Here is a 20,706-nt window from a genome sequence, read left to right as displayed (position 1 = left end):
TCCTCGCTTAGGCAGTATGGAAAGTAAAGGCCCAAATTGCTGCAATGCCAACTCCACCGAGGACAACAAAGATGACCATTGTGACATACGCCATAATCTGCTGTGCACGGGCTCCGACCGTGATCCCCCAGTGGATGAAAAATGACCACAGCCCATTCGAAAAGTGGAAGGTGGCTGCGAGTACGCCAATGACCATAAACCAGAAGTAGGCCGGATTTTGAAACAGTTGATGTACGTACGCAAACGTCGGAGCATGACCGGAAAAGCGGGTCGTCTCCAAGTGAAAGATGATGAACACGAAGGTGATAACGCCCGTGATCCGTTGCATGGAAAACAGCAGGTTTCGACCCCATGAATACTGTCCAGCGTTGTACCCCGACGTAAACGCTACATACAACCCGTATACGCCGTGATAACACAGAGGCAAAAAGATGAAGACGAACTCGACCACGTGCAGGAACGGGATGTGTTGAATGGTCGACACTGCCTGATTGTACGAAGTCGCGCCCGTCGTCGCTGTAGCGTTCGTGAACAGGTGTTCGAGCAAGAACAACCCCACTGGAATGACACCCGCCAGCGTATGTAGGCGGCGAAGCAAATACTCCGAGTGATCTTGCGCTTGTGCCACGTGTCTGCCTCCCTCCATAGCATCGCACCGAAACACCCAATCCGGTGTCTCTACATATGTAACGGCAGTCGAAACACTCGACTGCCACCCTACGTTAGGCGCCTCTCCGACCGAGGCCGCCAAAACCAAATTAAATTGTACTAGTTAGATCATACTAGAGTCAAGAAAAGCCCGTGATTACGGCCTCTTCCGGTGGCCTTATTGTTCCCCGCTGCTACTGTGCTTCATCCCCACTATGGACGGAGGAAAGTGGACTTTGGTTCGCTTCGGCTTCACCACGCACGGCGCGAACGTGAGCTTGAATAAGCTGCGCCAGTGCAGAGCCAATACCGATGGCCCGAAACTGCTCCTCGTCCGCCCGGGCGATGGCTGCGAGTGAACCAAAGTGCGACAAAAGCTTTTTACGCCGAGTTGGACCGACGCCTGGGATGTCGTCGAGAACCGATGTGAGGCCCGTCCGTTTTCTGGTTTGGCGGTGAAACGTAATCGCAAATCGGTGCACCTCGTCCTGGATTCGTTCGAGCAGATAGAATGCCTGCGAGTGACGGTCCAACCCCACCGGGTCCGGTTCATCCCGATAGAACAGTTGACTGGTGCGGTGACTATCGTCTTTGGCTAAGCCACACACAGGGACATCGATGTCCAATTCGTTCTCCAGCACGTCCATCGCAGCCGCCAGTTGCCCTTTCCCGCCGTCAATTACAATCAGATCGGGTAGTGACTGCTTCTCGCGCAGCAGGCGCAGATAGCGGCGGCGGATGACTTCGCGCATGGATGCGTAATCATCCGGCCCTTGGACAGTTTTGATTTTGTATTTGCGGTATGCCTGTCGAGCCGGTTTGCCGTCAATGAAAACGACCATCGCGGCAACGGGGTCACTGCCCTGCAAGTTTGAGTTATCAAACGCCTCAATCCGCTTCGGCGTCGGAATACCCAAGGTCTGCCCAAGTTCCATAATGGCTCCGAGGGTACGGTCCATCTTCTTCTCCAGCAACCGCAGACGCTCTTCCAGTGACAGACGAGCATTCTCGATGGCCAATTCCACAAGTTGACGCTTTTGTCCGCGTTGTGGCTGCAGACACTTCGCTGGCAGCCACTCGGACAGCGGACCGCTGTCGACCCCCTGCGGAAGGACAATCTCCTTCGGAATGTCAGCTTGCTGATAGTAGAACTGCTCCACGTAGGACATGAAGTCCTCTGCCGCGTCGCCAAAGTGCTGCATGACGTTGACCGACCGCTCAATCACCTTGCCGCTACGGACGTAGAACACCTGCACACAGAGCCAACCTTTGTCCGCGTAATATCCGAACACGTCGCGGTTGACTTGGTCGATGACCGTGATCTTCTGGTCCTCCATGACTCGCTCGATGTGCTGAATCAAGTCGCGCAGTTCCTTTGCACGTTCGAAGTTCAACTGTTCGGCCTGACGTCCCATCTTCTGGCGCAGGTCGGCTACAACTTCTTTGTGGCCGCCATTCAGGAAGTGCGTGATTTCTTTGACGATGTCCTGGTACGTCTCTTGCGGCACAACAAACTCGCACGGCGCCAAGCACTGTCCGATGTGGTAGTACAGACAAACTTTCTTCTTCAGCGTCCGACACTTGCGCAGCGGGTACAACCGCTCCAACAGTTTCTTGGTCTCACTCGCTGACGTGGCATTCGGATACGGTCCAAAGTACTTTGCCTTGTCCTTGTGAACGCGCCGGACAATTTCGAGCCGCGGATGTTCTTCATTCGTGACCTTAATGTACGGGTACGCCTTGTCATCTCGCAGCATGATGTTGTACGGCGGTGTGTACTGCTTAATCAGGTTGCATTCGAGGACTAGCGCCTCAACGACCGTATCCGTTACGACATACTCAAAGTCCACGATGTTTGAAACGAGCGCTTGGGTCTTTCGGTCATGCGAACCTGTGAAGTACGAGCGCACGCGGTTCTTCAAAACTTTTGCTTTGCCGACGTAGATCACGCTGCCTACCCGGTCCTTCATCAAATAAACGCCCGGTTTACCGGGCAGCAGCGACAGCTTTTCACGCAGTTGTTCGTTCATTGTGTCACTTCCGATACGACCATTTGAGTAATATTCGCGTCCTTTTGCACCCAGACGAGGTGACTCCCTGAAACCCCGAACGCCAAAACAGGTCCACTCAACGTGTCAGCAGGCGCTTCAGGGGCGGCTCCAAGCGGTGTCAGGCGCCCCATCAGCACTTGGCTGCCACGGCGGGACCCCGATGCTGCAGGAGTCGTCTCCACCCACCACAGTTGTCCGGTCTTGCCTGTCACAGCCCAGTGCTGCTGATTGTCTAGGGGAGGTCCCTGGAGCGTGGCCAAGCTGCCATCCCAAGACAACTGATACCATGTAGCGCTGACCGCTGCCGGGTCCTGCGCCTGCCCGTAGATGCCTTGAAACACGATGCCGTTTGTCGTCACTGCTGGGTCCTCCATCAGCCCAAACGTTCCCGGAATTTGCACAGGTTGAGCGAGTACGTGGTCAGGGGACGTAGAGTCTAACGTGTACTCCTGAATCGGCAACCCGACCATCGCGGCCGAGTTCCCCAAACCTTCCAGAATCCCCGGCTGGACCACGACCTTACCGTTGCCCACGGCAGTGACGTACGCATCGCTGCCGTTCGACGTCGGGGACAGAGTTTTTAGGAGTTTGGAACGACCAGTGAGCAAGTCCAACTGGTAAACCTGAACCGTGTTCGTGAGTTGGCTTTGCCCAACCGTCCAAGACACAACTGCTACCGCATAACGACCAGAGACAATCAAACGCCAGTTCGAGAGTTGCACCGTGCCTTGTTGCTTCCCTGTCACAGCCGGTGGTTTGACAACCAGTTTGCCTTCCGTACGTGCTACCTGAGACCAGCTTCCGCCTGCAGCCGAAAATGGCGCTTCGTAGACTGTCAGCACGTAGACGCCACCGCTCTCAGTCAGCTGTGGTAAATACAGTGTGTCAGACGTCACGTAGGCGTGAGTGAGCGACGGAACGTTCGTCCCCAAGCGAAATTGCGCGTCCGTGACTGTCGGTAGATTCGTGAGTGGCTGCGGCAAGCGCGCGGCTAACTTGGTGTGCTCACCGCTGGCGCCGACAGCAGCACCGGATGTCGGTGAGTCAACAATTCCGTAAACAACGCCAGTTAAGCCGACGACGGTAGCCGCAATCACTGCATATTGGCTCCACGAGGCACCGCGCCGTCTTGATTCAGCGTCCCAGGCAGCGTCACGTGCGAGCAAACGCTTGCGCAGTCCGTTCCACGTCTCCTGAGGTATCTGCAGCGCTGCCTCACTGAGTTGAAGAGAACTAGACGAACTCCTGTGAGACGATGGGTCCACGGCAGGCGTGCCATCGTCTGCCGCAGACGTGTGAGACGTTAACGCATCCGATAACAACGCTCCTGCGTTAAAAGAGACTCCCTGTTCTGTCGCAATGGATCGCACTTGTTCGACTAACCACAGGTAGCGATTGGAGGCTTTGCGCAATTCGCGGTCAGACTCAAAACCGCGCACAAACGCGGAAATCCACAATTCGGAAACCCGCTCAGAGTCCACACCCCTCTGCAAGGCCTTATATAGATCTGGGCCACACGAGACAAGCGCAGCTTCTAACGTGCGCCAGCGCGCGGCACTTCGTTCAGATGCTTTGGACACGACAGGTCCTCCGTTCATCACTGTCTACAACGCACTTCTCCACTGTTTGCAGGGTGACGCAGTCTTAATGATAAGAGAGAATCTCCGGCGTGAAAACCAGAGACGCAAAAAACGGCGGAAAATCCGCCGTTTTTCTCTCGCTGAGCCGGGCCTGTAGCGAACCAGTCTCAAATTGTGGTGGGTCATGAAGGACTCGAACCTTCAACCTGCCGATTAAGAGTCGGATGCTCTACCAATTGAGCTAATGACCCATCTGGTGACCCTACGGGGATTCGAACCCCGATTACCGCCGTGAGAGGGCGGCGTCCTAACCATTAGACGATAGGGCCACTGGCTGCCGAACTAGGATTCGAACCTAGACTAACTGATTCAGAGTCAGTCGTGCTACCGTTACACCATTCGGCATCGGCCGCCGACAAAATAGGATTATACAGGCGGCCGATCCGCTTGTCAACTACCTAAACTCAGTTCTCTAAAACCTCCAGCTTCCCGTGCGAAATTGCCTCGGCGACCTGGCGCAGACGGTCTTGACAAGTTGATTTACCGAGCAACGCCATCAACTCGAACAAGCCTGGCCCCACCGTCCTGCCAGTCAAAGCCAGGCGCGTCGGATGGATTAGGGCGGCAGGCTTAACTCCCCAGGCCACCGTCAGGTCGTGGTACTTGAGTTCAATCAGCGGCGCCACAAACGGCTGCACTTCTGCTAGTGCGTCGGCCGCCTGCCGCAGTCGCGTTGGGACTGTGGAATCTGCAAAGTGCTTGCGCACACCTTTCGCGTCGAACGACACCGGAGTGTGAAAGTAAAACTCTAGTCCCTCTACCAGTTCGTTGACACTTTTGGCGCGGCTCTGCATCGAGGCAATCAGTTCGCGGACCCAGCTAATCCGCTGCGCTGACTCGTCCGCGACGACGAAGGCGCGCTCTACTAGAGGCCCCCAGAGCAACGTCAACAAGGCGTCCGATGACAGCGCGCGCAGATAGTTGCCGTTTAGCCATTCCAGTTTCTTAACGTCGTATACCGCCGCATTCTTTGAAACCCGCGTGAGGTCAAACAGCTCTACTGCTTCGGCTCGCGACAAGACCTCCCTGTCTTCACCCGGTGAAAAACCGAGTAACAACAAGTAATTGACAAGGGCTTCCGGTAGAATCCCTGCGTCTCGGTACTCTTCCACACTGGTGGCGCCGTGGCGTTTGCTCAGTTTACTGCGGTCCGGCGCGAGAATCATCGGCACGTGCGCAAATGCTGGCACGGGATAACCAAGTGTTTGGAACAGGACAATATGACGGGGCGTGTTCGACAAGTGTTCTTCCGCCCGAATAATGTGCGTAATGTTCATGAGCGCGTCATCTATACAACTCGCAAAGTGATAGGTCGGTGTACCATCGGCTTTCCAAACGATGAAGTCATCCACTTCATCGGCCGAAAACGTCACGTCGCCGCGAATCAAGTCGTGCACAACCACATCCCCACTCTGTGGGGAGTGTAGGCGGTATGTGTGCGGCTCACCCTGTTCCAAACGGCGGGCTCGCTCCGCCTCTGACAAATGCCGGCAACGTCCAGAGTAGCGCGGTGTCAGTCCCTGCTTCTGCGCTGCATCGCGGTCCGCCGCCAGCTCATCTTGCGTGCAAAAGCATGGGTACACCTTGCTAGCAGTAACAAGACGAGCTAGTTCTGCTTCGTAGACCGACTGCCGCTGGGACTGTCGGTACGGTCCAAATTCGCCGCCGACATCCGGCCCCTCATCCCAGTCCAGCCCGAGCCAGTTCAGGCTGGAGAGGATTTGTTGATACGACGCTTCCGTCGACCTAGCCTTGTCGGTGTCATCAATCCGCAACACAAATACACCTTGTCGCTGTCTGGCAAACAACCAGTTAAAGTACGCTGTACGGGCTCCACCGATGTGCAGAGCGCCCGTCGGACTCGGTGCGAACCGCACTCGCACACTTTCTGATGATTCCGTTGCGTTCACTTCAACAGGCGAGTGAACAGTTGATTCCTGTCTACTTCCATCTGTCACGTTTCAGCCCTCACCTTATCGCCGGACTCGTTCCCTCCGGCGCGGATAGCAGTCTCCCTTTTATGAAACGATAACTGCGAGGTGATTGCAAATGTCAGAGCCGATTGATCAAGACCAGCGAGCGCAAGCCACACAGCCGATGAGCCCGTTTCCAATCCACAGCAACAACTCTGGTTCGTATCATCCAGGCCCAATTGGAAACGAAGACGGTGCATCGCCAGAACTTTCCTACGTCCAAGCGTGGCAAGACGACTTGCAACTCGAGGAGTTTGCCGAGGGACCCTACGGCGCAGCTACAGCTGGACTGCCCGGTAAGTCGAGCCCATGGCAAAGAGGCCAGGCAGTGGCCTCCGCTCACCGCGACCAAAACCCTGTCGACTCCGACCGCAAACTCGCAGCTCATGAACCGCCATTTGAAGACCCTCCCGGCACACAGGAGGGCCAGAATTAGGGTGCGAGTCAGGGGCCGTCAGGCCGACTTGGCTGAGTGTCAGCGTCGTCTGCAGCCTGCAACTGCTCCTTGAGAGCACGCAATTGTTCGTCCAGGTCAGAAGTGCCCGTTGCGCTGTCTTGCGCGCGGGCCGCTTCTGTGGCGACTGCTCGGTGTGCAGCAGCCTCAAGTTCGAGTCTGGCACTCTTCGCTTCGAGTTCATCAAAGCTGCGCGCTCTCGCATCAATCCCACTGACTACATCAGCGAGCGATTTGTCGAGCAGAGCAACGTCTCCGCGAGCGACGGATTCATCGCGGCGCGCCTGAAGTTGAAGGAGTTCGAGTTGCAGTGCACTCGTCTGATCCCGTAGCGCTCGCCCTTGGTCCTCCTCAGCTGTCGCCAGTCGATTGGCCGCTTCAGCCTGGCTAATCAGTTTTTCACCGTCTGCAAGCGCACGGCGAGCGAGCTCTTCGTCACCTGACCTGAGTGCTGCAGTCGCCTGCAACTTGCGCCGAGATGCGAGTTCAGTCGCTTCAGTCGCCCGCGACCGAAGTTCGGCCGCGCTGGCGCTGTGAGTCACAACCGCCTGTTGCGCTTGTTCAATTTTGCTTTGCAGTTCGCGCAGAACTTCGTCTGCCACAGCCCGCGGGTCGGACTTATGCCCGTGGCCAGCTATACCTTTCACCCTCTCGAGCCAATCCACCTTTTCACCATCCTTTCGGAGTAACGGCTCGCTCGCCGTCCAAGTCGTTTCTTGCTCCGCCTCTGCCATAACGAGTGAAAGCGCAGGCCAACAGCCAGCGCTTTCATCCTATTCAGTCTACGCTCGTCGTCAGTTCCCGAGTTGGAGGTCGGCGAGCGCGCGGACGCAGGCTTCATTCTCAGCTTGTGTTCCAAAGGTAATCCGGACGTACTCATCTAGACCCGCAAAACCCGCTCGCACCATCATGCCCTGCTGCATCAGGTCTTGCACGGTTTTACGTCCGTCCCCTGTGCGCACCAATACAAAGTTTGCCTCCGTAGGAACTGCCATCAACCCAACTCGATGCATCTGTTCAGCCCAATACGCTTGGCTCACGGCTGCATGCTGTTGCGAGTTGCGCCGGTGCTCTTCGTCATCGAGTGCTGCCGCCGCCGCACGTTGTGCCAAACGATTGACGTTGAACGGCTCTCGTACGCGGTGGACGTAGTTCCACACCTCTTCACTTGCGAGAGCATAACCTACACGCAACCCAGCCAGTCCGTACAATTTAGAGAATGTGTGTAAAGTGACTACGCGCGGGTCCGCCAACAATGCTGGTGTTTCCAAGACACGGTGCGGGTTTGTGGAGTAGTCGTTGTAGGCCAAATCCATGAGCACCATGACATGTTCAGGTAGATGCTGCAACAACCACTCGGCCTCACTGTGCTTCAAAATCGTCCCTGTGGGGTTGTTTGGCGAACAGAGGTAGACGAGTTTTGTCTGGTCGTTGACTGCCCTCGCCAGCGCTTCCACGTCGTACGAAAAATCGCTTCGAAGCGGAGCTTCAATGACATGAGCTCCCATCACGTGCGCCCCAAAGTTATACTGTGAAAACGATGGGAATGGGACGACGATATTGTCGCCTGGTTGAAGGAACGTCTCTGAGAGCATTTTAATGATGTTGTCAGACCCGTTTCCCGCGAGAACCTGACCCGCGTCAATGCCGTGGAACTTGGCAATCGCTTCACGCAAAAGCGTGCTGCCCCCATCCGGGTACAGGTACAACGTTTCTACTTCCGCGCGAATCGCTGCCAAGGCACGGGGTGAAGTCCCGAGGGCGTTCTCGTTGGCGTTCAATTTGATCACTTGATGTAGGCCAAAGCGGTGTTTCAGTTCATCGTCAGTGATTCCCGGTACGTAGGGTTGAATGTCGCCCACGCCCGTGCGGACCTTCTGTGCAATACTCACCATCAGCGGACCTCCCACTGCAAACCATGAAGTTAGTTTGCTAGAATTGTAACACAGCCTGAAATCGACCTACAATTGACTGCCCGACGGCTGATGCCGCAACCGGAGCGAGGAGCGTACCCATGGCGGACATGCACTTCCCTACATACACCGAAATCGAGACAGCCAGAGACCGGCTGCAGGCAGTTGCACAAGTGACTCCCCTTGACTACTCAGGGACTTTGTCACAATTGGCGGGGTCTCGCATCTTCCTCAAACTTGAGAACCTGCAGAAGACAGGGTCGTTCAAACTCCGAGGCGCCTTTAACAAACTCCACACACTCTCTGATGTGGAGCGCAGCCGGGGTGTCATCGCTGCATCAGCTGGCAATCACGCTCAGGGAGTGGCGTATGCGGCCTCCTTGCAAGGCATCCCATGTACAATCGTCATGCCGCAAAACGCGAGCCTGGCAAAAGTCTCCGCTACAGCAGCGTACGGAGCCGACGTAGTGTTGGCTGGTTCGTCCTATGACGAAGCCTACGCGCACGCCCGGGAACTCCAAGTCACCCGTGGGTTGACGTACGTACACGCGTTTGACGACCCTGCCATCATCGCTGGTCAAGGGACAATCGGACTCGAGATTGTTCAACAGTTGTCCACTGTAAAAGCCATCGTTGTACCCATGGGTGGCGGCGGATTAGCTGCAGGCGTGGCGCTGGCTGCAAAAACTGTCCGACCGGACGTTCGCATTATTGGCGTTGAAGCGGCAGCTGCTGCCTGCTTCCGTGGGTCACTAGACGCAGGAGCCGTAACGACCGTACCACTGGCGGCGACGGTGGCTGACGGCATCGCTGTCAAACGCCCCGGCGACCTCACCTTTGCGATGGCCCAGCGCCTTGTGGACGATGTTGTGACTGTGGAGGAAGAGGAAATTACGCGGTCAATGGTCCTGCTGTTAGAGCGCAGTAAACTCGTTGCAGAAGGAGCAGCAGCGGCCGCCGTCGCCGCCGCTGTGTACCAAAAGATCCCGGCCGGCCTCGGCGATACAGTGATAGTGTTGAGCGGTGGCAACATCGATGTGACTGTGCTGTCCAAAGTGATCGAACACGGACTCACTGAGGCCGGGCGCTACCTGCAAATCGCGGTCTTGGTAGCCGACCGCCCCGGCGCGCTGCACGGCTTACTCGACGTCATAGCTGAACTTGGCGCGAATGTCGTTACAATTTCTCACCAACGCGTGGGTCCAGGCATTGCATTTGGCCAGACGAAAATCGAAATTGACCTAGAAACTCGTGACAAACGACATATCCAAGAGGTCATTGAAACCTTGCGCAAGAAAGGTTATCAACCGCGTGAGCGCATGTAAGTAATTCAAACCCCTGCTCAGCCTGACGATGACTTCATGTCTGCCTCCGATGAGCCGGCAGGAGGATTCCCTGGCATACGAGTCGGTTTGTTCTCCCGCTCGGTGGCTGGTTCAGCGTCCAGGTCGTACCGGTCGTCGTCTTCGGCGGCTGGCATTTCTCTCGCGCGCGCTATCCGCTGCTTGCGCACTGGACGGTCAGTATGGACGTTGGTGAGACCACCCGAGAGTGAGAACTTAAAGGCTTCCTCCACCGACAGGTCGCACGGTGTGATGCGTGACGCATCCACGAGGACAGTAATGCCCGCGAATTGAAATGTGTTCGGCAAGTAGACGGCAACAAGCGTACCGGTCGGGTCCATCGATGATGGAATTTCTTCATTGGTAACGAGGCCCACCACTTTTGCGCGGTCGTCCGGCCATTCCACCAACACGGCGCGTCGGAAGCCCCTGCGCTTCCCCCCGAGCAAGCTCTGCACGAGTTCGGTAAAAGCCGTGTAAAGAGATTTTACGAACGGAATGCGTCGGAAGAGGGCGTCCATCAACTGCAGGAACTCATGACTGATATACACCTTTGTCAGGGCCCCAACTAACGTGGTTCCAATCAGAACCAGGACAAAACCGACGCCAGGCACCTCGACACCAAAGATATTGTTTACCCATGGACCGAACATACCGTCCACTAAACGGAAGATGGTGACCAACACCCAAATAACCAATGCGAATGGCAGAATCGTTACAAGCCCGATGCCAAAGTGTTTCGCAATTTCCCGAAAAAACCGCATGCCGATCCCCCCAAGCGCGCTGACTCACCGTTGACTTACAACGTGTAAAAGCCCACCGCCATAATCAGATATGCCCCAACGGCCATTGCGCCCTCAAGCCAGTTTGACTCTCCGTCGTTCATCAAGACAACAACTAACAAAACCGAGGCACCCATACTCACGAGTTCCGGCCACGTAAAAACGAGTGGCATCGTATGTCCAATCCCCCAACTCACGAAGAACAAGAGCGGCGCGACGAACATGGCGACTTGCAGCGTACTGCCGACCGCGATCTCCAGTGAAAGGTCCATCCGGTCCTTCCAGGCCATCCAGACCGCTGACACATGCTCTGCAGCGTTGCCCACAACCGCTACGACCACAACACCGATAAACATCTGACCCCAACCTAAACTATGACCCACCTGCTTGACGCCTGCAACCAGCCAATCGCTCTCCATACTCACGAGTGCAGTAGCAAGGCAGAGCACAAGTGCAGCCAGCCAGAATCTCGAAGTCGAGTTGGATGCGGAGGTTTCCTCTTCGTGAATGTACTCAAAATAGCGTGAGTGTGTGAACAAGCTGAACAACAGCCCAGCAGCGTAGATGCAGAACAACACCACAGCTGTGGCAGCCGAGAGAGTGACAGCGTGACTTCCATGCAGAGTAAAGCTGGCAGGAACGACAAAGGCGACCGCAATGCCCATTACCAGCATCGCGGCGTTGCTTCGAGCCGCCCTGGTGTTAAACCTCTGCAGTGGGTGACGAATGCCGCCAATGAGAAAACTGACCCCGAGGACAAACAACAGGTTGCCAATGATGGAACCTGTGATGGATGCCTTCACCAGAGTCAGGTAGCCGCCGCGTAACGCAAAGATGCCAATAATCAACTCAACCGCGTTGCCAAAGGTAGCAGACAAGAGACCGCCAACCCGTGGCCCCACCCGCGCAGCAATTGTTTCCGTCGACTGTCCCATAAGCGCTGCCAACGGAATGATCGCCAGACAACTTGTGACAAAGACCGACAACAAACTGGCGTGCATTTGGTGAACTACCACACTGACCGCTACGAGCACGGCGCTAATCGGCCATATCCAACGATTCAACAGTTGCCATCTCCTGTTCCAGACGAAACGCAGTGTTGCTTTGCACACACTTTACCCTATTTTCGGGTCAGATTATAATTATCGTGAAAGGATGATGACCCTGAATCGGTTTCCGAAAGTCCAAACCCTGCGAGGGGAACTCAAACGAAGTGAAATTCGCTCCGGAGTTCGCTACCAACTAACGACGGAGGAGTTTATTCTGCAGCGCAGCCACCGGACTTACCGAATTGCCCTGCGCAACATTCTTGGACTCGTGGAGTGCCAAGAGGACGAGTTCCGCGGCGCATGGGTGAGGTCTGGTGTACTGGAAAGTGGTGGTCATCCCTATAAGATTGTTGCCACCCTGCTCTATTTAATCTCGCCGGCTGGCGTGATCGAACAAAACAGTGTCTCCTTGTACACGCGACTCTCCCCCCCGTTCGCCAAGCAGTTGAGTCACTTGTTACAAACTACGATTCGCTAAGTCCAGTCACCCGCCCTTTTGCCATTTTATCGAAGACGCAGAAAACTGACAATCCGATCCGTCTGGGGGGCCACAATGCAAAGCAACATCCGCATCGCTTCACTCTGCCCAAGCAACACGGAACTCCTCTGTGCCCTTGGCTTAGGTGACCACATCGCCGGGGTCGACCTGTACTCCGACTACCCCGAACATGTGGTGGCACGCCTGCCCAAACTAGGACCAGATTTAGACATAGACATCGACGCACTCACTGCTCTTCGCCCCGACCTTGTCGTCTCTTCGCTGTCTGTTCCAGGCATGGAAAAGGTCGTGGAGGCCGTTCAGCATGCCGGACTGACACAAGTGACGTTGTCACCGCACAGTTTCGAGGATGTACTCCAGGACGCCAGCCGCATCGCGGACGCGCTACCCGCATCCGTACGGAAAGAGATCGATGTGCAATCGCTTGTAGATGTGCTGCGGGGTCGACTGGAGCGAGTCACTGAGGCAACGGCGCCACTTCACGAGCGACCTTCCGTCTACATCGAATGGTGGCCTAACCCAGTATTCTCACCTGGACGCGACAACTGGTTGACCGAACTGTGCCACCGCGTCGGCGCCAGGAACATTTTTGCCGACCGACCTGGAGCTCAAGTTCAAGATGACGGACAGCAAGTGCTTGCCGCCCAACCGGACGTGATGCTCGCGTGCTGGACCGGCATCCCGCAGCACAAGGTTCCGCTCGAAAAGATCAAACGCCGGAGCGGTTGGCAAGCCACCCCGGCGTTTTGCAGTCAACATCTATTTGTCTTGTCGGAAGGTCTGTACTGCAGACCGTCTCCCCGCCTATTTGACGGTCTTGAACAACTACTTGGGCTTCTGCATCCAGAGGTGGCCAAAGGCCTTCAACTTGCACCCCCAGCCGTCTATGGGCCCATCCGTGATTGGAATGGAGATTGGTTACAGACATCCTGGTGAGTTTGAATCAACGGTGCTGGAACTTTGGCGCGCGTTTTTCCAGAAAGGCAGTCACACCTTCCGTGACATCTTGCGCGCTAAAGACTTCACCAAACAGCCTTGCCTCTAGCCTCAGTCCATCATCCAGTGTTCCATCCAGTCCCTCATCGATTGCGCGTTTAGCCAATCCTATGGAAACTTGGCTGCGCTCGCGAAAAACAGACGCAAAGTCTTTTGCTGCAGCAACTGCTTGCCCAGCAGGAACAACGCGGTTGACCAGACCAATCTCCAGAGCCTTGTTTGCGGAAATCGATTCCCCCGTCAAAATGAGTTCCTTGGCGCGGGACTCGCCAACCAAACGAGGCAGTCTCTGTGTGCCACCAGCTCCCGGGAACAGCCCGAGTTTCACCTCGGGAAATCCAATCTGCACCTGTTCTTCAGCAATCCGAAAGTCACAGGCAAGTGCCAACTCACATCCACCACCCAGGGTAAATCCATTGAGTGCCGCAATCGTAGGTTTTGAAAGACGATGCAGGCGTTGCATCGTGTCGTCAAAGGCAGTGGCTGCTTCACCTGCCTTTTGCAAGGCGATAAATCCTGTGAATTCTTTGATATCTGCACCAGCCATGAACGCCCGATTTCCAGCCCCAGTCAGGATGACCGCGACGACGGATTTATCTGTTTCTAGTTCAGCCACCACGGCTGCAATTTTTTGGCTCATCTCGAGGCTTAATACATTCATAGGGGGGTTGTCTAGGGTGATCACGGCCAATTCGTCGGTCCGTTCAAGATGTACTTCGGGCATTAGAAACAGTCCTCTCTCAGTAGTTTTTCCAGTCATCATCGTCTGGCGGACGTGCATTCTTGTCTCTGCGCAAAAACCGAATCATGTACCTCACGCCAATGACACAGACGAGTGCGGCGGCAATGATGCCTCCGACCCAGCGGAAGTTCGGAAGATGCCACAAGCGCGCGATTTGATCGCACAACTCCCACACGCCGATGGCGAAGGCCGCGAACATCCAGTTGGGAAACTTTTGGTTCATCGTGATCCTCCAGTCAACAGAGAGGCGAGACCGCCTCTACAAAAACGGTTGGGGCCGTCCCGGCAGCAGGGATACATCACCCCCAGGCTTGGTCCCGAGCAGGTCCTGCCAGTCGAGCGCATTGCGTACTGCGTAGTCACCCTGATTGTTGTTCATCAAGATATGTACGTGCGTGGCCTCTGCAGCCCACCTCGAAACAACAGGCAGAAAGTCAGCCAACTCCTCGCGCGTGTACAAGTAATCAAACCTTTGTGCAGATGATACCAAACCCTTTTCGTACCACATACTCCCGTTGCGCCCATGGAGGCGGAAGACAACTACCTCGCCGCGAGTTACCTCCGGGATAAAGGGGATGGTGCCCATGCCCACCTGAGGTTCATCGCAGACGACGTTGACAGCAGCCAATGCTTTCAACCACTGCACAGTCTCCGGCTGTACGTTTGGCAACCACCAACTGCGGTGGCGAAACTCGACCGCCACGACCAAATCGGCGTACCTCACGCAGATTTCTTCGACATAGCGCTGATTGGTTGCAGAACGAACAAACCAAGGCGGAAACTGGAACAGCACAGTGCCCAATTTCGTTGCTTCGATGAGCGGCAGCAGGGCACTCCGGAAAGCCAGGTGATCACGCTCACGGCCATCTGCGCCAGCCTCGCCGCGGTCATGCAAGGTGAGCGTATGGTACGCCTTGACGTCAAACAAAAACGAATCAGGTGTCGACTCTACCCACTTGGCCACTGCGTTCGGTTGCGGGATGTGGTAGTAGGTGGTATCGACTTCTACCAAGGGGAAAAAGCGCGCATAGAACGACAAGCGGTCACTCGACCGCATGCGACGTGGGTAAAAATGTTCGTGATCGGACCATGCGCAAGTCCCGCACAACACCGTCATGTACTCTCAGTCCCTCGCGGTTCTGGATTTATTATATCATCCGGGGCGATAATCGTCCGTCAGTTCCACCGGTATTGGAACTACTACGTTGGAACGTCTGGCTCTGCTTCGCTATAATGAGCCGTGAAATGGGTGTTTTTTCGAATCTATCTCTGGGGGTGAGTACGCATGGCTGCAACAAAGCACGAAATCGCCTGCCCGCAATGCGGTGGTACTCAATTTCGTGAAGAGCGCATTGTCGAGTTGGACGCAAGTGTCGTAATCCGCGAGGACCTGCCTGTCCCCGCGCGCACCGTTCGCGAACAGTACCGGTACATCTGCCTTGGATGCAACACCATCCTCAATCAACCCTGGACCGGGCATCACGAATAGCCCGTGTTCGGCCCTTTTCAGAGCTTCTCACGGGCTGAATGTGGATGCAAAATCGCTAACAATGTGCGCCGTGGGCGGTCCAAACATCGCCCGCGTCGCCGTCCGCGACGACTTCAAGAAATCGGCGCCGGTCAAATCCTCCACAGCGTTTTCTGCGTTCCTCGCGAGCGTGCTCGACTTCGTCCATCGACAGGCCCTTGACTTCCAGCCACGCGTCCACAGCATCTAACATGTCTGCCATCGTCTCCAAACTCTCGCTCTCGGCAAACTGTTGACTGGCCCGCACCAAAGTGGCAAGAAGCGCCTGCGCGAAGGTTTCGTCGTCAAGGTCACGACAAAGTGCAATGTTACCCATGGACTCAATCATGTCAGGAATGCGATCACGAACGAGTCGGTCATATCTGGTCACCTGGGGTCTTTTCGGACCTTGTGAAAACGAGGGATGCCACGGCTCCTGCTGTGCCATACCGTCACCTCCGCGCTTCTATGAGTCCCTTTGCAACACCTATTAGATGTGTATTCGTTAATTTACGTCAACTTTCAGTAAACTTCAAGTGTGTGTCCATTTTTTCAGAAATTCACGAGCCGATTCACTCGCTTCACGCTTCTCACACCTCCGAAATGTGTGTACAATATCCATGTCTCGACACTTGGCGACATTCACTTCGGCTTTACAACTCACCGGGTACGACGTCCAAAAGACAGCAAGGAGTGACCTTCATTGTCAGGACGACAACACCACAGCGAACTGTATCCAAACACCGGGAAAAAACGTCGCAACCCCCGCAAAAAGGCCCTGATTGGGTCTTCCATTGGCATCCTGGCCGTAGCTGCAGTCAGTACTGGCTATTATGAACTCCATCGGCCGCTGTCAGCTGTATCACCCACAGGAAAAGCGATCACCCCTGTTCATATCAAAGAAACTCCCCAGGATGTCGGTCGGACGAACGTACTTTTGATCGGCACAGATACCCGGCCTCATCAAGTAGGTGGAAACACAGACGTGCTCATTCTATGCAGCATCGACCCCAAAAGTCAGCGGATTGAGATGCTTTCCATACCCCGCGATACAAAAGTTACCCTACCAGACGGCACCGTCGGAAAAATCAATTCCGCTCTCTGGGTGGGAGGACCACAGGCGACAGTCAACGTCGTCTCGACGTTAATTCACCAACCGATTGACAGCTACGCCTTGACTCACTTCGGTGGTCTGGTGGACATTGTCAACACCATTCACGGCATTACTGTCAACGTACCAGAACCCATGCACTACAACACGGGGGACAAGCAGTACGGAATGATTGACTTAAATCCCGGCGTCCAAACATTGAACGGGCCGCAAGCACTGGGTTTCGTGCGTTTTCGCGAAGACGCTCTCGGCGATATCGGTCGCACCGAGCGACAGCAGGTTTTTCTGCAAGCTTTAGCAGCCAAACTGCTGCGGCCATCGAACATCCCACAACTCCCTACACTCGTCCACGAGTTCTATAGTACGGTTCAGACGAACATGAGTGTGCTGCAAATTTTGAAGCTGGCCTCTGATGCTGGTCAGTTCAAGACCTATAAAATCATCCATGAGACCTTGCCCGGGTCGTTTCATAACCCGAACCCGAACATCCCTGGTGACTTAAGCTACTGGATTGTGAATCCCAATGAGGCCAAGTGGGCCGCACAGCAGTTCTTTGACAACGGCGTTGTGCAGGCCAATCCCGTTCAAGACCCGTCCGTTACGCAAAACTGGACGCCGCCGACTTCCCCTTCGACAAATCCAACTTCGAAGAGCACGGGGTCTGGGAACACAGGCAGAAGTGGTCCTGGCACTTCACCGAGCGGGTCTTCCCCGGTTTCGTACTCGGTCAACGTATCGTCAGCCTATGTGCGTTCTGGGCCAGGAACCAACTACAGCGTCATTGCGTCTGTACTACAGGGGCAAACCGTGCAAGTCATTGGTACATCCGGAAAGTGGGACAAAATTCAATTGAATTCTACTCAGACCGGCTACATCGCTGGTTGGCTTGTCACAAAGACGTCGAACAACCTATGAGCATCATGCAAGAGGCCCGGACAATTTGTCCGGGCCTCGTCACATTCTCAGGCATGTTGTTATCTGACGTCCTCGTGGGTAACGCGAATCGCGGTCAGACCAGACCTTCTTTCATCCGGTGCTTTCCACGTCCACTTGTTATTGGCGGTATAGCTCCAAACAGTCGACACGACAATCCCGATGAACTGTCCTAAAACCGCGTCTCCATGCCACCACACAAGCAATTTCACGAAGAGGGCGGTAACCAAAATGCTGATTGCAGAGATGAGCATGAAGATTGGAATCTGCAGGATGCGCCGCCACTTCACAGGATGCGCATGTCCGCGCCAAGTCAAGTTGTCATTCCATAGGTAATTGTGTCCCATGGCGATCAGCGATGCTATGACAGAGGAAGGAATTTCTTTGAGATGAAAGCCGTGGTACAACACGGCCATCACGACAAGGTTGACAATGGTACCGAGACCGCCGACAAAACAAAACAGATAAAAACGTCTGTCGTCGGGACTTCCCCACACCATTCGTCCCAAGTGATGCAGGTAATTCCACTGTTCACGCAGGCTCATCTTCGACTGTCCGGCGCTTCGGTCTTCAAACTGATACGGGATCTCGTGGACAGTTTCATAGTGGCCCTTCACTAGCACTTCCATGAGAATTTTCCAACCGATCGGACTCAGTTCGACACCCTCAACAACTTTTCGGCGCACACCAAAGAAGCCGCCGGTGCAATCGGAAATGTGTCGCAGTCGTTTCAATGCGATGCGCCCCAGAGTGCGAGCCGTCCACGAAACGACCTTACGAACAGTACTAAGCCCACCATCCGAGCCGCCCGGAACAAATCGACTCGGGATGACGACATCGATGCCCTCTTCCAAACGCTCCACCAACACCGGCAGAACTTCTGGTGGGTGCTGCAGGTCTGCATCCATGACGACCAAGTACTCTGCTTGCGACTGCTTGAACCCTTCCACCACAGCCGTCGCCAGCCCACGCGCCTCTTCACGGTGGACGTAGCGGACTGTTTCGGGGTACTGCGACGCCAGTTCCTCAAGCACAAGCGGTGTGTCGTCGCGACTGTCGTCGATAAACCAAATTTCATATTGAATGTCCCGACCACTCAGTGCGGCCGAGATCCGTTCCACCATAGTTCGTACATTTTCGCGTTCATTGTACGTCGGGACGATGATGCCTAGCTGCACAGCGATGTTCCCCTCTCTGCCGAACGCTGTTCACGCCGGCATCCAACAGTTTATCCCCCGATTGCCACGTTGATTATACCACCATCATGCAACTGTTGTGATAAGGTTATCACTAGATCCGATGAGCGATAGTGTCATCCATAGACTCAGCATCTTTTATAATCCATTCGACGGCTTCTGGCAAATTGTGCGCCATGTAGTTGGCCTTCGTACATTTGTCATATATCCGAGGCCAACGCTGCCTTGGTTTCTTGCCATGCAGACCAACAGCCCCTGCGACTTGAAATGACAAATCGCTGGGGCTGTTGCCGGCTGTAAAATCAAGTCCTCTGGCTGGTTTACGTCGCCGTGAAATTCATTGATTACTCCATCCTGGTCGAGGATGCAGCCCACCTCACGCGTTTCCACCAAGCCCGTGTAGGTACGCAGTGATGGCAGCCATATCGTCCTCCGCGTAGCCGGCCGCCTGTGCTGTCAAATACGACGCATATGTGGCAAACAACGCCGGTGCAGGGGCAGAGACCATCGCAACCTGTTGAGACATCAGCCCTAAGTCCTTCACCATATGCTTGAGTGAAAACGCGGCAGGGTACTCGTCATCCAGCCACTGCGGGCGCTTTGCTGCGAGTGTCGGGGACCACATCGTCGTGTCCTCCAAAACGTCAAGGAACTTGTCTCGGCCAAGGCCCGTCTTCTCCGCCGTGACCATGCACTCACCTGCCGCTGCCATCGTCATCCCCAAAAATGCATTAATGCATAATTTCATTGCGCAACCGGCACCGACTTCGCCGATGTGAAGAGCGCGCCGTGACACGCAGGCGAAAATCGGCTGCATTTTGCTAAACGCCGCTTCAGACCCGCCTGCCATGACCACTAGGGTGCCGTCCACAGCGGGTCTTACCGTACCAGACACTGGGGCATCCATCCACTCGACACCGCGTTCGGCGAATTCGAGTGCAAGCTGCTTTGTTTCCGAAACGCCTATCGTGCTCATGTTCACCACTAGTGTTCCTGGTGTCAGTTCACTTGCTGCTCCCTCTGGTCCGAACAAGGAGTTCCGTACGGCGCCTTCATCGGAAACCATAAGGATGAGGATATCTGCGCCAGCAGCTGCCTGTGCAGGAGATGAGACGCGAACACAAGCTCCCAAGTCGAGCTCTCTCGGTGAGCGGTTGAAGGCCTGAACTCGATACCCTGCAGCTGCTACATTGCACGCCATTGGCGCACCCATTTTCCCCAGGCCTATCCAACCTATTGTCAACTGCACGTATTATCCCTCGCTATTCGAATCTGGACTCTCCACGACTCGCTGCCTCGCTTCGACAATCGCAACAACTTTCCCCATGATGCGGACGAACTCGCCAGCATCATGTTCACCGAGCCTAGTGAAGATGTCCATCATGTTGTTGCTGCGTAACTTCCGAAATTCATCGAGACGACTTTGTCCTTGTGAGGTGATGGAAACGTAGACTACACGGCGGTCTTCGCTCGAGCGTGTTCGTTCCACCCACTGCGAACGTTCGAGTTCGTCACACACCTGCGTAACAGCGCCCGGGCTCAGTCCTGCCACCTTTGCGATGTCAGACGCTTTGGCGCGGCTGCATTTGTTCAGGTACCGGAGAATGAACATCTGGCTCGCCGTCATGTTGAATTGTTTCAACACGCGGTCATGACTCATGATGCGCTGTAAACGTGCCAGCAAGTCCTCCATCTGCTGCAAGTATGTTGTGATTTCAGAATCGTTCACGTGGGTCACCCCTGTATCTTCGGTTGGAGTTTCAGCATTTCACTCGTGACTGCCTGTCCTTCATTTTAGCAGTTTAATTAAATTCGATACAGGTACATTCAGCATCTCTCACTAGGTGATTGGTCATGCGTGTGAGTCAA

General features: G+C 55.1%; 21 protein-coding genes and 3 tRNA genes. 6 read left to right on the top strand and 18 right to left on the bottom strand.

Features of this window, described 5'->3' with window-relative positions:
• Nucleotides 1-7: 7 nt before the first annotated feature.
• From JC200_RS21860 to gltX, 7 genes are all read right to left on the bottom strand, one after another.
• Nucleotides 8-628, bottom strand: a complete 621-nt coding sequence (locus JC200_RS21860; RefSeq protein ID WP_443111853.1) for a succinate dehydrogenase/fumarate reductase transmembrane subunit — start codon at nt 626-628, stop codon at nt 8-10.
• 214 nt (nt 629-842) lie between these two features.
• Nucleotides 843-2,678 carry an excinuclease ABC subunit UvrC gene (uvrC, locus tag JC200_RS21855; RefSeq protein ID WP_274433839.1) on the bottom strand — a complete coding sequence of 612 codons (1,836 nt, stop codon included), beginning with the start codon at nt 2,676-2,678 and terminating at the stop codon, nt 843-845.
• Nucleotides 2,675-4,279 carry a hypothetical protein gene (locus JC200_RS21850; RefSeq protein ID WP_274433838.1) on the bottom strand — a complete coding sequence of 535 codons (1,605 nt, stop codon included), beginning with the start codon at nt 4,277-4,279 and terminating at the stop codon, nt 2,675-2,677. Before JC200_RS21850 ends, uvrC begins: the two co-directional genes overlap by 4 nt.
• Nucleotides 4,280-4,454: 175 nt before the next feature.
• A tRNA-Lys gene (locus tag JC200_RS21845) sits at nt 4,455-4,530 on the bottom strand.
• Nucleotides 4,531-4,533: 3 nt separating this feature from the next.
• Nucleotides 4,534-4,608, bottom strand: a tRNA-Glu gene (locus JC200_RS21840).
• Nucleotides 4,609-4,610: 2 nt separating this feature from the next.
• Nucleotides 4,611-4,684: transfer RNA gene (locus JC200_RS21835), tRNA-Gln, on the bottom strand.
• 59 nt (nt 4,685-4,743) lie between these two features.
• A complete protein-coding gene (gene gltX, locus JC200_RS21830) occupies nt 4,744-6,297 on the bottom strand; it encodes a glutamate--tRNA ligase (protein ID WP_274433837.1) in 1,554 nt (517 codons plus the stop codon).
• Between the two features lie 91 nt (nt 6,298-6,388).
• Between gltX and JC200_RS21825 the strand changes: the two genes are divergently transcribed.
• The gene (locus JC200_RS21825) at nt 6,389-6,748 is read left to right on the top strand and encodes a hypothetical protein (protein ID WP_274433836.1); all 360 of its coding nucleotides are present in this window, start codon (nt 6,389-6,391) and stop codon (nt 6,746-6,748) included.
• A gap of 8 nt (nt 6,749-6,756) precedes the next feature.
• Here the strand turns inward: JC200_RS21825 and JC200_RS21820 are convergent, their stop codons facing one another.
• Nucleotides 6,757-7,431, bottom strand: coding sequence for a PspA/IM30 family protein (locus JC200_RS21820; protein WP_274433835.1), 675 nt, complete (start codon nt 7,429-7,431; stop codon nt 6,757-6,759).
• 129 nt (nt 7,432-7,560) lie between these two features.
• On the bottom strand, nt 7,561-8,661 hold the full coding sequence (gene hisC / locus JC200_RS21815) for a histidinol-phosphate transaminase (protein ID WP_274433834.1): 1,101 nt from the start codon (nt 8,659-8,661) through the stop codon (nt 7,561-7,563).
• A gap of 119 nt (nt 8,662-8,780) precedes the next feature.
• Between hisC and ilvA the strand changes: the two genes are divergently transcribed.
• The gene (ilvA, locus tag JC200_RS21810) at nt 8,781-10,004 is read left to right on the top strand and encodes a threonine ammonia-lyase (RefSeq protein WP_274433833.1); all 1,224 of its coding nucleotides are present in this window, start codon (nt 8,781-8,783) and stop codon (nt 10,002-10,004) included.
• A gap of 17 nt (nt 10,005-10,021) precedes the next feature.
• Here ilvA and JC200_RS21805 read toward each other — a convergent pair whose 3' ends face one another.
• Both JC200_RS21805 and cax read right to left on the bottom strand, forming a co-directional pair.
• Nucleotides 10,022-10,786 carry a DUF502 domain-containing protein gene (locus JC200_RS21805; RefSeq protein WP_274433832.1) on the bottom strand — a complete coding sequence of 255 codons (765 nt, stop codon included), beginning with the start codon at nt 10,784-10,786 and terminating at the stop codon, nt 10,022-10,024.
• 35 nt (nt 10,787-10,821) lie between these two features.
• The gene (cax, locus tag JC200_RS21800; RefSeq protein ID WP_274433831.1) at nt 10,822-11,868 is read right to left on the bottom strand and encodes a calcium/proton exchanger; all 1,047 of its coding nucleotides are present in this window, start codon (nt 11,866-11,868) and stop codon (nt 10,822-10,824) included.
• 94 nt (nt 11,869-11,962) lie between these two features.
• On the opposite strand from cax, the gene JC200_RS21795 reads away from it, so the two are divergent.
• Both JC200_RS21795 and JC200_RS21790 read left to right on the top strand, forming a co-directional pair.
• A complete protein-coding gene (locus JC200_RS21795; protein ID WP_274433830.1) occupies nt 11,963-12,331 on the top strand; it encodes a hypothetical protein in 369 nt (122 codons plus the stop codon).
• 75 nt (nt 12,332-12,406) lie between these two features.
• Nucleotides 12,407-13,288, top strand: a complete 882-nt coding sequence (locus tag JC200_RS21790) for an ABC transporter substrate-binding protein (RefSeq protein WP_274433829.1) — start codon at nt 12,407-12,409, stop codon at nt 13,286-13,288.
• Between the two features lie 7 nt (nt 13,289-13,295).
• Here JC200_RS21790 and JC200_RS21785 read toward each other — a convergent pair whose 3' ends face one another.
• Genes JC200_RS21785 through JC200_RS21775 form a run of 3 tightly spaced genes read right to left on the bottom strand, consistent with a single transcriptional unit; the run spans nt 13,296 to nt 15,207 of the window.
• On the bottom strand, nt 13,296-14,072 hold the full coding sequence (locus tag JC200_RS21785; RefSeq protein WP_274433828.1) for an enoyl-CoA hydratase/isomerase family protein: 777 nt from the start codon (nt 14,070-14,072) through the stop codon (nt 13,296-13,298).
• Between the two features lie 16 nt (nt 14,073-14,088).
• A complete protein-coding gene (locus JC200_RS21780) occupies nt 14,089-14,313 on the bottom strand; it encodes a hypothetical protein (protein ID WP_274433827.1) in 225 nt (74 codons plus the stop codon).
• 36 nt (nt 14,314-14,349) lie between these two features.
• Entirely contained in the window at nt 14,350-15,207 is an 858-nt protein-coding gene (locus JC200_RS21775; protein WP_274433826.1) for a DUF72 domain-containing protein, read from the bottom strand.
• Between the two features lie 168 nt (nt 15,208-15,375).
• Here JC200_RS21775 and JC200_RS21770 point away from each other — a divergent pair, with 168 nt between their 5' ends.
• The gene (locus tag JC200_RS21770; RefSeq protein WP_274433825.1) at nt 15,376-15,579 is read left to right on the top strand and encodes a hypothetical protein; all 204 of its coding nucleotides are present in this window, start codon (nt 15,376-15,378) and stop codon (nt 15,577-15,579) included.
• Nucleotides 15,580-15,634: 55 nt separating this feature from the next.
• Here JC200_RS21770 and JC200_RS21765 read toward each other — a convergent pair whose 3' ends face one another.
• Nucleotides 15,635-16,045 carry a nucleoside triphosphate pyrophosphohydrolase gene (locus tag JC200_RS21765; RefSeq protein ID WP_274433824.1) on the bottom strand — a complete coding sequence of 137 codons (411 nt, stop codon included), beginning with the start codon at nt 16,043-16,045 and terminating at the stop codon, nt 15,635-15,637.
• Between the two features lie 255 nt (nt 16,046-16,300).
• Here JC200_RS21765 and JC200_RS21760 point away from each other — a divergent pair, with 255 nt between their 5' ends.
• Nucleotides 16,301-17,623 carry an LCP family protein gene (locus tag JC200_RS21760; RefSeq protein ID WP_274433823.1) on the top strand — a complete coding sequence of 441 codons (1,323 nt, stop codon included), beginning with the start codon at nt 16,301-16,303 and terminating at the stop codon, nt 17,621-17,623.
• A gap of 59 nt (nt 17,624-17,682) precedes the next feature.
• Here JC200_RS21760 and JC200_RS21755 read toward each other — a convergent pair whose 3' ends face one another.
• The 3 genes from JC200_RS21755 to JC200_RS21745 form a co-directional block, all read right to left on the bottom strand.
• Entirely contained in the window at nt 17,683-18,819 is a 1,137-nt protein-coding gene (locus JC200_RS21755; protein WP_274433822.1) for a glycosyltransferase, read from the bottom strand.
• 394 nt (nt 18,820-19,213) lie between these two features.
• Nucleotides 19,214-20,086, bottom strand: coding sequence for an NAD(P)-dependent oxidoreductase (locus tag JC200_RS21750; protein ID WP_274433821.1), 873 nt, complete (start codon nt 20,084-20,086; stop codon nt 19,214-19,216).
• A 3-nt stretch (nt 20,087-20,089) separates the two neighbouring features.
• On the bottom strand, nt 20,090-20,566 hold the full coding sequence (locus tag JC200_RS21745) for a MarR family winged helix-turn-helix transcriptional regulator (protein WP_274433820.1): 477 nt from the start codon (nt 20,564-20,566) through the stop codon (nt 20,090-20,092).
• Nucleotides 20,567-20,706 lie beyond the last annotated feature (140 nt).

Source organism: Alicyclobacillus sp. ALC3 (assembly GCF_028751195.1).
In the GTDB taxonomy this organism is placed as follows: Bacteria; Bacillota; Bacilli; order Alicyclobacillales; family Alicyclobacillaceae; genus Alicyclobacillus_L.
This window is presented reverse-complemented; position numbering and strand designations above follow the sequence as displayed.

What these genes read in the sequence shown, in the direction of transcription:
- JC200_RS21795 (WP_274433830.1), top strand. Translation starts at nt 11,963, where the DNA reads ATGACCCTGAATCGGTTTCCGAAAGTCCAAACCCTGCGAGGGGAACTC.
- JC200_RS21825 (WP_274433836.1), top strand. Translation starts at nt 6,389, where the DNA reads ATGTCAGAGCCGATTGATCAAGACCAGCGAGCGCAAGCCACACAGCCG.
- ilvA (WP_274433833.1), top strand. Translation starts at nt 8,781, where the DNA reads ATGGCGGACATGCACTTCCCTACATACACCGAAATCGAGACAGCCAGA.
- JC200_RS21765 (WP_274433824.1), bottom strand. Translation starts at nt 16,045, where the DNA reads ATGGCACAGCAGGAGCCGTGGCATCCCTCGTTTTCACAAGGTCCGAAA.
- JC200_RS21790 (WP_274433829.1), top strand. Translation starts at nt 12,407, where the DNA reads ATGCAAAGCAACATCCGCATCGCTTCACTCTGCCCAAGCAACACGGAA.
- JC200_RS21785 (WP_274433828.1), bottom strand. Translation starts at nt 14,072, where the DNA reads ATGCCCGAAGTACATCTTGAACGGACCGACGAATTGGCCGTGATCACC.
- JC200_RS21805 (WP_274433832.1), bottom strand. Translation starts at nt 10,786, where the DNA reads ATGCGGTTTTTTCGGGAAATTGCGAAACACTTTGGCATCGGGCTTGTA.
- JC200_RS21775 (WP_274433826.1), bottom strand. Translation starts at nt 15,207, where the DNA reads ATGACGGTGTTGTGCGGGACTTGCGCATGGTCCGATCACGAACATTTT.
- JC200_RS21770 (WP_274433825.1), top strand. Translation starts at nt 15,376, where the DNA reads ATGGCTGCAACAAAGCACGAAATCGCCTGCCCGCAATGCGGTGGTACT.
- uvrC (WP_274433839.1), bottom strand. Translation starts at nt 2,678, where the DNA reads ATGAACGAACAACTGCGTGAAAAGCTGTCGCTGCTGCCCGGTAAACCG.
- hisC (WP_274433834.1), bottom strand. Translation starts at nt 8,661, where the DNA reads ATGGTGAGTATTGCACAGAAGGTCCGCACGGGCGTGGGCGACATTCAA.
- JC200_RS21780 (WP_274433827.1), bottom strand. Translation starts at nt 14,313, where the DNA reads ATGAACCAAAAGTTTCCCAACTGGATGTTCGCGGCCTTCGCCATCGGC.